Origin of the sequence: Collinsella sp. LCP19S3_D5, assembly GCF_052121415.1 — a bacterium.
GTDB lineage: Bacteria > Actinomycetota > Coriobacteriia > Coriobacteriales > Coriobacteriaceae > Collinsella.
Genome location: NZ_JBQKEH010000025.1, coordinates 1 through 13665, shown reverse-complemented (window position 1 = coordinate 13665; position 13665 = coordinate 1). Strand labels below are relative to the sequence as shown.

General features: G+C 64.6%; 11 protein-coding genes and 1 pseudogene. 4 read left to right on the top strand and 8 right to left on the bottom strand.

The features are described from left to right. Nucleotides 1-260 precede the first annotated feature (260 nt). On the top strand, nucleotides 261-1493 hold the full coding sequence (istA, locus tag ACTQXO_RS08505) for an IS21 family transposase (protein ID WP_441033696.1): 1233 nt from the start codon (nucleotides 261-263) through the stop codon (nucleotides 1491-1493). After that, complete coding sequence (istB, locus tag ACTQXO_RS08500; protein ID WP_441545607.1) at nucleotides 1493-2266, top strand: IS21-like element helper ATPase IstB; 774 nt, start codon at nucleotides 1493-1495, stop codon at nucleotides 2264-2266. The genes istA and istB overlap by 1 nt, the downstream gene beginning before the upstream one ends. Nucleotides 2267-2361: 95 nt before the next feature. Here istB and ACTQXO_RS08495 read toward each other — a convergent pair whose 3' ends face one another. Further along, nucleotides 2362-2736 carry a hypothetical protein gene (locus tag ACTQXO_RS08495; RefSeq protein WP_441033691.1) on the bottom strand — a complete coding sequence of 125 codons (375 nt, stop codon included), beginning with the start codon at nucleotides 2734-2736 and terminating at the stop codon, nucleotides 2362-2364. A 384-nt stretch (nucleotides 2737-3120) separates the two neighbouring features. Between ACTQXO_RS08495 and ACTQXO_RS08490 the strand changes: the two genes are divergently transcribed. Together ACTQXO_RS08490 and ACTQXO_RS08485 are read left to right on the top strand one after the other, a co-directional pair. Continuing rightward, entirely contained in the window at nucleotides 3121-4941 is a 1821-nt protein-coding gene (locus ACTQXO_RS08490; RefSeq protein ID WP_441545606.1) for an adenine deaminase, read from the top strand. A 205-nt stretch (nucleotides 4942-5146) separates the two neighbouring features. Beyond that, the gene (locus ACTQXO_RS08485; protein ID WP_118098921.1) at nucleotides 5147-5941 is read left to right on the top strand and encodes a Cof-type HAD-IIB family hydrolase; all 795 of its coding nucleotides are present in this window, start codon (nucleotides 5147-5149) and stop codon (nucleotides 5939-5941) included. 118 nt (nucleotides 5942-6059) lie between these two features. On the opposite strand, the gene ACTQXO_RS08480 is transcribed toward ACTQXO_RS08485, so the two are convergent. The 7 genes and pseudogenes from ACTQXO_RS08480 to ACTQXO_RS08450 form a co-directional block, all read right to left on the bottom strand. Then, entirely contained in the window at nucleotides 6060-6923 is an 864-nt protein-coding gene (locus tag ACTQXO_RS08480; RefSeq protein WP_255413671.1) for a Cof-type HAD-IIB family hydrolase, read from the bottom strand. Nucleotides 6924-6932: 9 nt separating this feature from the next. Then, nucleotides 6933-8306 (bottom strand): ISL3 family transposase, encoded by a 1374-nt coding sequence (locus tag ACTQXO_RS08475; protein ID WP_441033738.1) that lies wholly within the window; start codon nucleotides 8304-8306, stop codon nucleotides 6933-6935. A gap of 231 nt (nucleotides 8307-8537) precedes the next feature. Beyond that, nucleotides 8538-9239, bottom strand: a complete 702-nt coding sequence (locus tag ACTQXO_RS08470) for a methyltransferase domain-containing protein (RefSeq protein WP_052241580.1) — start codon at nucleotides 9237-9239, stop codon at nucleotides 8538-8540. 63 nt (nucleotides 9240-9302) lie between these two features. Next, nucleotides 9303-9443, bottom strand: a pseudogene (locus ACTQXO_RS08465) (putative RNA methyltransferase); the annotation flags it as partial. A 485-nt stretch (nucleotides 9444-9928) separates the two neighbouring features. Continuing rightward, a complete protein-coding gene (locus ACTQXO_RS08460) occupies nucleotides 9929-11302 on the bottom strand; it encodes an ISL3 family transposase (RefSeq protein WP_441033738.1) in 1374 nt (457 codons plus the stop codon). 257 nt (nucleotides 11303-11559) lie between these two features. Beyond that, on the bottom strand, nucleotides 11560-12978 hold the full coding sequence (locus ACTQXO_RS08455) for a citrate synthase (RefSeq protein ID WP_427727403.1): 1419 nt from the start codon (nucleotides 12976-12978) through the stop codon (nucleotides 11560-11562). A gap of 74 nt (nucleotides 12979-13052) precedes the next feature. Beyond that, complete coding sequence (locus tag ACTQXO_RS08450) at nucleotides 13053-13340, bottom strand: ACT domain-containing protein (RefSeq protein ID WP_006235289.1); 288 nt, start codon at nucleotides 13338-13340, stop codon at nucleotides 13053-13055. Nucleotides 13341-13665: the final 325 nt, after the last annotated feature.

The following is a 13665-nucleotide window of genomic DNA, read 5'->3' as shown; positions in this document are numbered from 1 at the left end:
CGTAGACGAACCCCCGCTTTGCGAGGAAGGCGAGCAGCCGCTGCTTGGCGGTCGCCAGGCGCGCGGTCGCCCCGTCGTAGGCGCCGGCGAGGTCCCTGATGCCTTCGACCTTGTTAGCGCTAATCTAAAATTGACCACTTTCGCAAACGCATCTCGCCGAATGCGCTAACGCGCTTTCGCCGGCCCCGCTAACGCACTTTCACCAACTGCGCTAACGGAACTATGCTCCGATCGGGTATCCGACCCGGGAGGAGCGGGATATGGAGCGAAACGTAATGGGAGAGCTGAACGTCTACAGGGGGTCCGGCGCGAAGCCGAACTTCAGCGAGATCGCGAGGAGGCACGGCATGGACCGGCACACGGTCGCCAAGTACTGGCGGGAGGGCGAGTCCGCCGCCGACGGGAGGTCCGCGAGGGGCAGCGCCTTCGACCCGCTCGAGGAGGTGATCCGCGCGAAGGCCCAGCTGCCCGGGATGACCAAGATGGCCGTGTACGCGTTCCTGCGCGAGGGCCGCGGGGAGGGGCTGCCCGGGTACGGCGCCTTCACCGCGTGGTGCCGGGCCCGCGACGTGCCCTTCGGGGGCGCGGGCGGCCGCGAGCCGCACCCGCGGTTCGAGACGCCCCCGGGCAGGCAGCTGCAGTTCGACTGGAAGGAGGGCATGAGGCTCGTCGACTCGGAGGGCGAGGTCTTCGAGTTCAGCGTGTTCACCGCGACGCTCGGCTACTCCCGGAAGCACCGCTTCATACCGGTCAGGAGCCGCACGCTCGACGACCTGCTGTCCTGCCTGCTCGCCACCTTCACCCGCCTCGGCGGCGTCCCGGAGGAGTGCATCACGGACAACATGTCGTGCCTGGTGACCGTCTCTGGCCGCAGGAGGACCAGGCAGGAGAGGGCGTGGCGGTTCGCGCGGGAGGCCGGCTTCGAGCTCAGGCTCTGCGCGCCGCGCTCGCCGCAGACCAAGGGCAAGGACGAGTCGGCCAACCGCTTCCTGAACCGCCTGCTCGCCTACGGCGGCGAGTTCACCGGGTGGAGCGGCCTAGCCGAGGCGGTGGCCCGGGTCGAGGCCCAGGCAAACTCTGGGCCGAACCGCACCACCGGCCTGCCGCCCGACGCGCTGTTCATGCGGGAGAAGGAGAGCCTGCGGCCCATCGGGAACCTCCGTCTCCTCGAGTCGATGGTGGGCGACGTGAGCGTCCAGACCGTCCCGCCGACCATGCTCGTCAGGGCCGCCGGCAGGGAGTGGTCCGTGCCCAGGCGCTGCATCGGCCGGCGCGCGAGCGTCGTGGCGATGCCCGGCGGCCAGGTCGTGGTGAGGATGGCCGGCGAGGAGGTCGCCGTCCACGACGCCGCGTCCGGGCCGTCGAGGCCCATCAACTACGACCCCGACCACTACGGGCAGGCCCTCGAGGGGAAGCGGGGCCTGGCCGACGCGGACATCGCCGAGGCCGCGCGCGCCAACCTCGCGCTGCTCGACTCGCTCGGAGGGGCGTGATGGGCGCCGTCGCGGAGGGCAGCCCCTCGATCAGGGCGCAGGCGAACCTCTCCGCGCTCGGGCTGCACGAGATGGCGGCGTCCCTGCCCGACTACGTGAGGATGGTCGCCGCGGGCGAGCGGGGCTTCGCCTCCGCCCTCGAGGAGATGACGCGCGTCGAGGTCGCCGCCCGGGAGGTCAGGACCACCAGCCAGCGCATACGGTCGTCGGGGTTCCCCTACGTCAAGGGGCTGGCGGACTTCGACTGGGACTTCCAGCCGTCGGTCCCGCGCGCCGAGATCGAGGAGCTCGCGACCCTGAGGTTCGTCGAGCGGGCCGAGAACGTCCTGCTCGTGGGGAGCCCCGGCGTGGGCAAGACGCACCTCGCCGTCGCGCTGGGCATCGAGGCGGTCAGGGCGGGGCGCGAGGTCAGGTTCGTGGACTGCGCCCGGCTCGTCGAGGACCTGGAGGACGCCTCGTCGCGCGGCATCCTCAAGAAGAGGCTCAGGTACTACGCCCACTCGAGGCTGCCGATCATCGACGAGCTCGGCTGCCTCGACGTCGGCAGCGCGGGCGCGGACCTGCTGTTCCAGCTGATATCGACGCGCTACGAGCAGCGCTCGACGATCATCACCACCAACGTGGGGATCAGCGGCCGGGGCGGGGTGTTCGGGGACGACGTGGCGGCGAGCGCGATCGCGGACAGGGTGTGCCACCACTGCCACCTGGTCAAGATAACCGGCAGGTCCTACAGGCTGAAGGACCTGCCGAGGGACGGCCCCGTCGAGCCGTGACCGGAATCGGTGAAAATACGTTAGCGCAACCGGTGAAACCGCCTTTGCGCGAACGGCGCGCCTGTTTAGCAAAACTGGTGAAAAATAGATTGACGCTAACAGACCTCGGGGGAGGGGACCCATACGGGGGAGATGTCGTGGGCGAGTATCGCCTTGGCCATCCTGGCGGCGTCGTTCCTGTCGTTCTTGGAGGCCGAGTCGGCGGCCGACCTGGGGATCTTCGAGACCGCGGCGACGACGCACTCGACGCCGAGCCCGGCGAGCTCCCTTTGCGGGGCGAAGCCGAGGTAGCCGCTCTCGTAGGCCGCGAGCGACGGCCCGGGGAACCCATCCATCCACCCGGCGATCTCGCCCCAGGGGTTGCCGGGGAACCTCCTCGTCACGGCCTCGCCGGTGTCCGCGTCGAGGGCGCAGACGGTGGTCGACCTCAGGTGGACGTCCATCCCGAACGCGGTAGAATACTTTGGCATGGGAGCCTCCCAACCTCGTTGCGGCGCGGCTGCGCCTATGGCACTTCAACATCATTGTCGCAGCCCCGACCCGCGGTCACGAGCGGGGGCTCCTATCTTTTTAGTGCCCTCGGATTGGGTCATAGTGTCTGTCGTTACCAAAACATCGGCGTTTCCGTGGCTGGCACTTGGGTGGTGCTTAGGGACGATCCTTTTGTGCCGGCACTTTGGGACACTCCTTGTCAGTGGTGCAAAGCAGCCTGTCCCCATTGCGCCAAGCGGTGTGTGCCGTTAAGCAGAGGAGCGTATTGCTGGCCCATCGTTTGGGCATACAATGGCTATTGGCTTGCTGCGGTGAAGGTCTGTCCGCTCCGCAGCTTTTTTTCTACGGTTAAAGGAGTATGTATGTCCGTTGAGGTCATGAGGTCTGTGATCGATGCCGCCGAGGGCCGCGTGCCCGTCGACACACTGTTTGCCAACGCACAGATCGTCGATGTGTACGGTCAGCGCGTGGCGCCCGGTAGCGTCGCCGTCAAGGACGGCGTGATCGTCGGTGTTCTCTACGATGGTCGAGATGAAGCTGCTGGTACGTACGAGGCAGCTGAGGTCATCGACTGTCAGGGTCGCTATCTCGCACCCGGTTTTATTGACGGACACTTGCATATCGAGTCTTCGAACATCCGCCCTGCCGAGTATGCGCGCATGGCGGCGACGCGTGGCACCACCACCGCTATTGCCGACAGCCACGAGATCGCTAACGTTTCCGGCCTAGACGGCCTGCGCTTTATGATTGAGGACGGTTGTCGCGCACCCATCTCCATCAAGTACATGATGCCTTCGTGCGTGCCCGCACTGCCCGACGAGCAGGCCGGTGCCGTCATCACTGCTGCCGATATGCAGGCGTTTTTTGCCGAGCATCCGGGCGACGTCTTTGGTCTGGGCGAAATGATGAACCTGCCGGGTGTCTTTATGGCCGACCCCGAGACCTGCGCTCGCATCGATGCCGCCAACCAGACACCGTCCAAGCAGGTTGACGGTCATGCTCCGCTTGTTGCCGGCAAGGATCTCAACGCCTATGCCGCGGCGGGTATTATCGCCGACCACGAGTCGACGATTCCCGAGGAAGCGCTCGACAAGCTCTCCCGCGGCGTGTATGTCATGCTGCGCGAGGGCACCTGCAGCCATGATCTTGCCAACCTGTCGCCTATGCTGCTGGAAAACCCCGCCCGCGCTCGTCGTTGCTGCTTTGCGACCGACGACCGCGCTCCCTCCGACGCGCTTTCGACCGGCATGATCGACAACGCCTGCCGCGTGGCCATCGAGGCCGGCATCGACCCGGTGGTCGCCATCTCCATGGCGTCCCTTTCCACGGCCGAGGCCTTTGGCCTGGACCACGGTTGCCGCGACCCGCATGAGCTCCGCGGCGCGATCGCCCCGGGCAAGCGTGCCGACCTGCTGGTGCTCAACGATCTGACGTTTGCCACGGCCCCGCATCGCGTATATGCCGCCGGTGCTCTGGTGGCGCAGGATGGCACCTTTGTGGGCGAGATCGCACCCGAGATGGCTGAGGTTGCAGCCCTTGCCGACGAGCTACGCGCCTCTGTTAAGCTGCCGAAGCTTTCGCTCGACGTTTTCGACTATGCCTTTAAGCCGGGCGAGGCTGTGATTGACGTGGTGCCGGGTAAGGCCATCACGGGTATGGCTCGCCCCGAGAGCGCCGAGGGCCTGCGCCGCATTATGCTGATTGAGCGCCATGGCCGCGGCGTGTCGCTGCAAGCCGAGGGCGTCGACGGCGACGGCCCCGCTGGCCTGGGCCTGGTCGGCAAGCATATCGGTCGCGGCTGGGTGCGCGGTTTCACCATCACCGGTGGTGCCATTGCCTCCACGATCGGCCACGACTCGCACAACGTGTGCGTGGTGGGCGACAACGCCGCCGATATGATGACTGCCGTCGAGGCTGTTGGCCAGGGCGGTCACGTGCTGGTGCGCAACGGCGAGGTCGTGGCGCGCATTCCGCTAGCGCTCGGTGGCCTGATGAGCGAGGGCACGGCCGAGGATGTCGCAGCGCAGCACGACGACTTTATGGTCAAGGCGCGCGCCATGGGTATTGAGCCGCCGCTCGACCCCATCATGGGCATCATCTTCCTGCCCCTGCCGGTCATCCCGACGCTCCGCATCCGCCCCGAGGGCATGTTCGACGTCACGACCTTCACCTACGCCGACTAGTCATCGGGACGTTCTTAAACGACTAGTCGCTGGGGACACTCTTTGGCGTGTCGCCTGACGCCGCGACCGTGGGCTCTCTGGTGCGCGTGAGCTATTTGCCAGGTCTATGTAACGTTTATGACTGCGGGGTCTTATTTGAGCTCCCTTTGGGTACGTTGGAATCGGATACACGTTCGATTCCAGCAAGCCCGAAGGGAGCTTTTCTATGTTTAAGCTGATTGCATCCGATATGGACGGCACACTGCTTGACGAAAATGGCCAGGTGCCTCCCGAGACCTACGAACTGATCCTGGCACTACGCGAGCATGGCGTGCATTTTGCCGCGTCGTCAGGCCGCCGCTACGATCGCCTGTGCGAGTTCTTTGCGCCCGTTCGCGACAAAATGGACTTTGTCGCAGCTAACGGTGCCCAGGTCTACGCCGACGGCAAAATGGTAGGCCGTGAGGTGTATTCGCACCTGGCGATTCGAAAGCTAGCCCAGGCCGTCGCGACGTTTCCCAATCTGCATCTTGCACTCTTTGACCGAACCAAGTCCTTCTTGCTCGATGACGAGAGTAAGTTCGTGCGCGAGGTGGATAAGGACCTTCCCAATGCCGAGCGCATTTGGGAGCTGCCCGATCCCAGCGTAAATATCATCAAGGCGAGTATCTTTTGCGATGATGGTGCCGTTATGGACAGCGCTTACGTACTGCAGCGCGAGCTCGGCCAGTTCTTTACCTTTGCGCCTTCGGGCAACGCGTGGATCGATGCCATGCAGCCCGGCGTGTCGAAGGCCTCTGGCATCGCGCAGCTCGCGGAGCATTACGGCATTGGGCGCGATGAGATCATGGCATTTGGCGACTCGATGAACGACTACGAGATCATTCGCTTTGTCGGCACGGGCTGCGCGATGGAAAACGCGCGCCCCGCGCTCAAGGCAGTCGCCGATCGCGTGGTGGGGTGCAACCGCGACCACGCCGTCCAGCAGGAGCTCCGTCGCGTGCTGGAGAGTCTCGCCTAATTCGGCAGATGGGGACAGTCCTTGCAGCGCCCCGCGAAGAGTGCCCCCAACGACTACTGTGACCAGGGTAGCTAAAAAAGCCCCGTCCCAAATTAGCTACCCTGCCGGGTTGCTGCTGCTAGGCGAGGGCGGCCATGACGGCGCGGGCGACGCCGTCGTGGTCGTTGTCGTATTCGGTGATGGCGCCGGCGGCTTCGCGGTCCTCGGGCTCGGCATTGATCATCGCCGTACCGTGGCCCGCTGCCTGCAGCATGGGGATGTCGTTGATGTTGTCGCCGAACGCCCAGGCGTCGGCGAGAGGCTCGCCCAGATGTCCACATAGCCAAGCCAATGCCGTTCCCTTGGTGGCGCCCCCGCCCATGACCTCGATATTCATGGCGTACGAACGCGTGACCTCAATGCCTTCGAGTGTGTCGAGCGCCGCCACGATAGCATCGCGGTCGGCTGAGTCGTGCCAGTACATGGCGATGCGTTCGAGCACCTCGACCTCGTCGATTTTGCTGTCGATATCCATGTCGATCGGCGTTCGCGTGCGCTTGAGCGAAGCCGCGATGTGAGGATCTCCGCCGCAGAATTCGTCCAGGCGCGTGTAGAGCGAGCGGGGGAGGAAGCACCGCCCGTCCGCGAAGATATCGAAGGTCACATCGTGGCCGGCGGCAATGCTATGGACGCGGTGGGCGATGGCGCGGTCGAGCGGTCGGCTCAATATGCGCGTGGCGCGTGAGGCATCGGTGGGCACATCCTCGTCGAGCTGCCAGACGCTAGCGCCATTGGCGCAGACTGCGTAGTGCACGGCAGGATGGGCGAGGATGGCCTCAAAGACGCCCGACAGCGGACGCCCCGTGCACGGTACAAACTCAATGCCGCGACGTGCGAGCTCGTCGAGCATCGTCCAGGTGGCGTCGCTCATCTGCTTGTCACTCGTCAACAGTGTTCCATCCATATCGGAAAAAACAAGAGGCTTCGGTAGTTTGTGTGACAAGGGGCTAGCCTAGGCAGCAACGCTCTTCGCTCCCTTCACGCCCTTCTTCCTCGCCTTCACCGGGCGACCCGGGAGCTGGGGCTGGCAGTCGCCGCACCTGAGCATGAGCAGGGCCACGAGGTTGTCGGTGTTGCGGAAGCCGTAGCCCATCCTCACCGTCACCTTGATCTTGTTGTTGATGGCCTCTACGCGCCCGTTGCTGATGCCGAGCTCGACTGCGGCGATGATGTCGTCGCGCCGGCGGCGCACCTTCTTCTCCACGGCGACGACCTTGGCGATCTTGCAGTAGGCGGCCCTGTGCATCCAGTCGTCGAGCAGCTCGGCGGCCTCGGAGCCGTCGGCTGCCCGGAAGACGGCCCGCAGGTCCTCCTTGAGCTCCCAGGCCCTGACCAGCCGCGAGCCGGCCCTCTTCTTGAGCGCCTCGAGCCTCGCCCTCTGGCCGTCGGTGAGGTCCTCGGGGTTCTTCACGAGCGCGTAGCGGCTGCCCTTGATGGAGGCCGCCTCCTCCTCGAGCGCCCTGACCTCCTCGGGCGGCAGCTCGCCTTTGGCAGGCCTGCCGCGCTTGCCCTCGGGCCTGGGCCTGGCGGCCCTGGCGGCGGCCCTGGCGGCGTTCCACTCCTCGCAGCGCACGGCGTCGAGCGCGTCGTTCATCCACTGGACCACGTGGAAGGGGTCCATGACCCACCTCGCGTTGGGGCAGCGGCGCTTGACCAGCTGCCCTATCCGCCTCGCGCCGTCGGCGGTCACCACCTCTATGGCGCGCCTCTGCTCGCGCGTGAGCTCGTCGAGGAACAGGTTGAGCACGTCCTTGCCGGTGCCCTCGTGCGCCCAGATGAGGCAGCCGCGGTCGTGGCCGACGACCACCGTGACGTACTTGTGGCCCTTCTTGTACGACGTCTCGTCGATGCCGATGCGGCGCACGCCGTCGAACCTCGAGGCGCCGCGCGCGGCCTCCAGCTCGGCGTAGACGCGCCTGCACACGCCGCCCACGCTGTGCCACTCGACGCGGGCGAGCTCGGAGACCGCCGAGGCGGTGCAGCGGACCGCCAGCCACGCCACCCAGTCCTCGAAGTCGCGCGTGAAGCGCGCCCCGTGCCGCGCCCAGGGGACGGCCTCGGTGCGCACGCCGTGCTCCGGGCAGCGCACCCTGCAGGGCGCGTACTCCAGGTAGCAGGCCGAGCGCGCCAGGTCCATCGCCCTCCACAGCCTGGGGGCCCCGCGGTTCGCCATGTCGTAGAAGTCGCAGGCCCTGCCGCATACGGGGCAGCGGCGCTGCTCGCGCTTGTAGGGCCGGACGCTCACGACGATGCGCTCGGCCTCGATGCGCGCGCCCAGGACGACCGTGCGGGCCAGACCGAGGGCGAGAAGTAGTAGACTCTTCATGCGTCACACCTCTTCGGTTGTCTGAATTTGGCTTAGCAATCATAGGCGGATGACGCGGAAACGGCCCCTCCCGGGGCCGTTTCAGTTCCAGATCGTTGTTTTCGCCCGCTGAGCTGGGCCTATGCCGGAATCTCTCCCACAGAAACCACCGAAGAGCCAGATTTCTTCTGGGGCGGTTGACAAGGGCTGTCCTTCAGCCCTGCAATTAAGAGGATGATGAGCTGGCTGAGCTCATGAAGGGCCTTGGGAGCGAGGGGTGCCCACCAGCAATTCAGCCTCGATGGTGATGCTTTTCACACGCGATAGATTTAGGGACTCCGCGTCGATGCCGAACAGCAGCGGCGTCATCTCGGCGAACACGCGGACGTCCCTTTCGGACATCTCGAAGGTGCGCGTCACCTTGATGCGGTCGGTCATCTTGAAGTGCTTCTCAAAGCAATCGGTCACCAGCTGGTTTGAGTATTCCTTGCTGCGCAAAGATCCTTCAGCAAGGTGGCGCAGCTCCGTAAGATGATTGCTGCCTGGAACCACTTTGACCAGCACTCCTGGCGCGGAGGCGTTTCTGGTTGGGGTGAGAACGCGCTTGAATTCGTCGTAGTTCGAGGGAGCGAATACGTCCACCACGCAGTTGATGGAGCCTTTCAGCACGGGGATGTTCGTCAGGTCGCCAACCAGCCATTTGACCGCCTTTCTGGAATCGTGGCGGGCCGCCATCAGCATGGCGTCTTTTGAGAGGTCAAACGCCACCACGTCGACACAGAGGTTTTCTCGGATTGCACGTGCATAGAAGCCTTCTCCGCATCCCGCGTCGAGCACGCGGAATGGCGTCGCGTTCACAGCTGCAGGACCCTCGCTTGGGGAAAGGGCCCTTCCTACCGCGGTGAGGACGGCTTCTTTCACGTGGTCGTAATACCCTGCCTCCAGGATTGCCATGCGGCTCTCAAAGGATTCTTTGCTGTAGTGGGCTGACTGCCTGGAGGGCCCTAGAAGGTTTACGTACCCCTGCTTTGCGATATCGAAGCAGTGCCTCTTCGGACATACGAGGCTCCCTTCCTGCAGCTTCAGGGCGCTGTGGCAAAGGGGGCAAGAGAGCACGTCGGCGCTGTCAGCAAATCGCGCGTATCTGTCGAGTACCATTGCGTCTCCTTTCGTCCAAGCAATTCTAGCAGATGAGTCTTCCCCAGCAGTGCATGGCTAATCACAGCAGGCAGAACCGCACAGTGACAAATAGCTGAGCTATTTCAAGCTGGGATTTCGGTATTCTGCTGCCCTCTTTTGGGCCACTTCATTTCGCCACGCTTTTGACAGGAGCAACAGGGTCCTCGCGCGCAAAACGCATATGGGCAATGCAGCCGTCTGTCAGGGCATGCCTGCGCCCCCGAACCTGCCGAAAAGGCGCTGATCTGCCCGCCAGGGCATGCCTGCGACCCCGAACCAGCCGAAAGGGCGGTGGATCTGCCTGTCAGGGCATGCCTGTGCCCCCGAACCAGCCGAAAGGGGGGTGGATCTGCCCGCCAGGGCATTGGCAGAAGAAAGAATGCCGAGATACTCAATAAGAAGATTGATAACCTTCAGCAGGTGAAAAAAGGAGGCTTCGGTAGTTTATGTGACAAGGGGCTAGCCTAGGCAGCAACGCTCTTCGCTCCCTTCACGCCCTTCTTCCTCGCCTTCACCGGGCGACCCGGGAGCTGGGGCTGGCAGTCGCCGCACCTGAGCATGAGCAGGGCCACGAGGTTGTCGGTGTTGCGGAAGCCGTAGCCCATCCTCACCGTCACCTTGATCTTGTTGTTGATGGCCTCTACGCGCCCGTTGCTGATGCCGAGCTCGACTGCGGCGATGATGTCGTCGCGCCGGCGGCGCACCTTCTTCTCCACGGCGACGACCTTGGCGATCTTGCAGTAGGCGGCCCTGTGCATCCAGTCGTCGAGCAGCTCGGCGGCCTCGGAGCCGTCGGCTGCCCGGAAGACGGCCCGCAGGTCCTCCTTGAGCTCCCAGGCCCTGACCAGCCGCGAGCCGGCCCTCTTCTTGAGCGCCTCGAGCCTCGCCCTCTGGCCGTCGGTGAGGTCCTCGGGGTTCTTCACGAGCGCGTAGCGGCTGCCCTTGATGGAGGCCGCCTCCTCCTCGAGCGCCCTGACCTCCTCGGGCGGCAGCTCGCCTTTGGCAGGCCTGCCGCGCTTGCCCTCGGGCCTGGGCCTGGCGGCCCTGGCGGCGGCCCTGGCGGCGTTCCACTCCTCGCAGCGCACGGCGTCGAGCGCGTCGTTCATCCACTGGACCACGTGGAAGGGGTCCATGACCCACCTCGCGTTGGGGCAGCGGCGCTTGACCAGCTGCCCTATCCGCCTCGCGCCGTCGGCGGTCACCACCTCTATGGCGCGCCTCTGCTCGCGCGTGAGCTCGTCGAGGAACAGGTTGAGCACGTCCTTGCCGGTGCCCTCGTGCGCCCAGATGAGGCAGCCGCGGTCGTGGCCGACGACCACCGTGACGTACTTGTGGCCCTTCTTGTACGACGTCTCGTCGATGCCGATGCGGCGCACGCCGTCGAACCTCGAGGCGCCGCGCGCGGCCTCCAGCTCGGCGTAGACGCGCCTGCACACGCCGCCCACGCTGTGCCACTCGACGCGGGCGAGCTCGGAGACCGCCGAGGCGGTGCAGCGGACCGCCAGCCACGCCACCCAGTCCTCGAAGTCGCGCGTGAAGCGCGCCCCGTGCCGCGCCCAGGGGACGGCCTCGGTGCGCACGCCGTGCTCCGGGCAGCGCACCCTGCAGGGCGCGTACTCCAGGTAGCAGGCCGAGCGCGCCAGGTCCATCGCCCTCCACAGCCTGGGGGCCCCGCGGTTCGCCATGTCGTAGAAGTCGCAGGCCCTGCCGCATACGGGGCAGCGGCGCTGCTCGCGCTTGTAGGGCCGGACGCTCACGACGATGCGCTCGGCCTCGATGCGCGCGCCCAGGACGACCGTGCGGGCCAGACCGAGGGCGAGAAGTAGTAGACTCTTCATGCGTCACACCTCTTCGGTTGTCTGAATTTGGCTTAGCAATCATAGGCGGATGACGCGGAAACGGCCCCTCCCGGGGCCGTTTCAGTTCCAGATCGTTGTTTTCGCCCGCTGAGCTGGGCCTATGCCGGAATCTCTCCCACAGAAACCACCGAAGAGCCAAAAACAATCATTCGATGCAGCCCTTTCTGCTGGCATAAAAAGCGTGGCCGAGGGCGGTGATACCCTGGCCACGCTCGTGTTCTATAACGGCGCGCGTCCTAACGGTCGGCGAGTGGCTTGTACTCCAGTGGCTCGATTACCGGACGGTATGCCGGGCGAATAATACGGTGTGCGCAGAAGAGCTCTTCCATGCGGTGTGCCGACCAGCCTGCCATGCGGGCCACGGCGAACATCGGCGTAAAGAGCGTCTCGGGTACGCCGAGCATCTTGTAGATAAAGCCCGTGTACAGGTCAATATTGGCGCAGATAGGCTTGGTCATGCCGTGGTCGCGCATGACCTGGGGCGCCAGGCGCTCGATGCGCTCGATCAGCGCGAATTCCTCGCCCAGATCTTTCTTGGCGGCGAGCGAACGTGCGTAGTGGCGGCAGACCTCGGCGCGCGGGTCGCTGAGCGTGTAGACGGCGTGTCCCATGCCGTAGATGAGCCCCGTGCCGTCAAAGGCCTGCTTGTCGAGAATCTTGCTCAGATATGCAGCGACCTCGTCATCGTCTTCCCAGTTGGAAACATGCGCGCGAATGTCCTCGTGCATGGATACGACCTTGGCGTTGGCACCGCCGTGACGCGGGCCCTTGAGCGAGCCGATAGCCGCGGCGTAGGCGGAATACGGGTCGGTGGCCGAAGACGACAGCACGCGGCAGGCGAAGGTGGAGTTGTTGCCGCCGCCGTGCTCGGCGTGGAGCATGAGCATCACGTCGAGCAGCATGGCCTCGTCGCGGGTGAACGCCATGCCGCCGCGCAGGACCTGCAGAATGGTCTCGGCGGTGGAGAGACCGGGCGTGGGGTGCGGCACGTGCATCTCCGAACCGTGGCACTTTGCGATCGATGCCATGTGCGCAAAGGCGGCGATGCGGGGCAGACGTGCCAGCATGGAAATGGCAACGTCGATCTCGTGCTCGGGTGTGATTACATCGGGCTCGGCATCGAAGGCATAGAGCAGCAACACGGCGCGCTGAAGCACGTTCATGATGCTCGAGGATACCGTGGTCATGGGGAACACGCGGACGTATTCGTCGCTCAGGTGCCTAAAAGCACCCAGGCGTTCGCAAAAACCGTCAAGCTCTTCCTTGGTGGGCAGAGAGCCCGTGATGAGCAGGTAGGCGACTTCTTCGTAGCCGTAGCGGTTCTCGGCCTGGGCATTGTTGACCAGATCTTCGATGCTGTAGCCACGAAGCGTGAGCTTACCCTGATCGGGCACAGCCTTTCCGTCGACCTTGTTGTAACCATGCACATCCGAGATGCGAGTGAGGCCTGCAACCACACCCGAGCCATCTGCATTGCGCAGGCCGCGCTTGACATCGTGCTCGACAAACAGCTCCTCGTCATAAGGGTCGGTCGGCAGGCCGTAGTATAGATTTTCGCTTTCGGGCGAAATCTGGCGGCTTGCTTCGTAGTCCAAGACCAGGCGGCTCAGGTGGTCGTCGAAGCGGTAATAGATTTTCTTGGCGTCGTAGGCCATGCGCGCTCCTCTCCGGGCTATGTGGCGACGTTGCGCCTGGGCGCACGTTGGGCCGTCGTCACGCAGCCTGTTCGCTACAGGCGGTACATAAAGTTAAAGACGTCCTCGCGCTGGATGGACACGTTGACGCCCGAAAGCTCGCCGGCCTCGGCCAGGGCCTTCTGCAGCTCGGCGAAGTCGAGCTTGGACTCGGCGGTGTCGGCCAGCATGGTCATGGTGAAGATGTCCTCGATAATGGACTGCGTAATGTCGCGGATGTCGACATTGGCTTCGCCCAGGACGCGGGTGACGCCGGCGACAATGCCGGGGCGGTTCTTGCCAAGGACGGTGATGACGATACGGGAGGACGAGATCTCGGCCATGGGAAACCCTTTCGCGTGTTAGCGGCGCGCGGCGGCGCTCCGCTACGGTACAGTGTTCATCATTGTACCTGTCCCGTGCAAAAAGGGGCACCTTTGCTGCGGCGTTACACGTCTGCAACATGGAGCGCTTGTCTCGTAGGGTGTATTTTTGGCACCCTGGACAGCTCGGGCGGCTCTGTTGGCGCCGCGATCGGGCAGATTCGCCTGTGCACTCGGTTGATTTCCGATCTCAACCGAACACATTGAGCTGACGGCACGCTCCCGCAGTTAACCGAACGCCCCCGAGGTCCTATCCGGGACCCGGGGGCGCCATTTTCCCAGTTGA

What these genes read in the sequence shown, in the direction of transcription:
- ACTQXO_RS08485 (WP_118098921.1), top strand. Translation starts at nt 5,147, where the DNA reads ATGTTTAAGCTGATTGCATCCGATATGGACGGCACACTGCTTGACGAA.
- ACTQXO_RS08475 (WP_441033738.1), bottom strand. Translation starts at nt 8,306, where the DNA reads ATGAAGAGTCTACTACTTCTCGCCCTCGGTCTGGCCCGCACGGTCGTC.
- istA (WP_441033696.1), top strand. Translation starts at nt 261, where the DNA reads ATGGAGCGAAACGTAATGGGAGAGCTGAACGTCTACAGGGGGTCCGGC.
- ACTQXO_RS08470 (WP_052241580.1), bottom strand. Translation starts at nt 9,239, where the DNA reads ATGGCAATCCTGGAGGCAGGGTATTACGACCACGTGAAAGAAGCCGTC.
- ACTQXO_RS08455 (WP_427727403.1), bottom strand. Translation starts at nt 12,978, where the DNA reads ATGGCCTACGACGCCAAGAAAATCTATTACCGCTTCGACGACCACCTG.
- ACTQXO_RS08490 (WP_441545606.1), top strand. Translation starts at nt 3,121, where the DNA reads ATGTCCGTTGAGGTCATGAGGTCTGTGATCGATGCCGCCGAGGGCCGC.
- ACTQXO_RS08460 (WP_441033738.1), bottom strand. Translation starts at nt 11,302, where the DNA reads ATGAAGAGTCTACTACTTCTCGCCCTCGGTCTGGCCCGCACGGTCGTC.
- istB (WP_441545607.1), top strand. Translation starts at nt 1,493, where the DNA reads ATGGGCGCCGTCGCGGAGGGCAGCCCCTCGATCAGGGCGCAGGCGAAC.
- ACTQXO_RS08495 (WP_441033691.1), bottom strand. Translation starts at nt 2,736, where the DNA reads ATGCCAAAGTATTCTACCGCGTTCGGGATGGACGTCCACCTGAGGTCG.
- ACTQXO_RS08450 (WP_006235289.1), bottom strand. Translation starts at nt 13,340, where the DNA reads ATGGCCGAGATCTCGTCCTCCCGTATCGTCATCACCGTCCTTGGCAAG.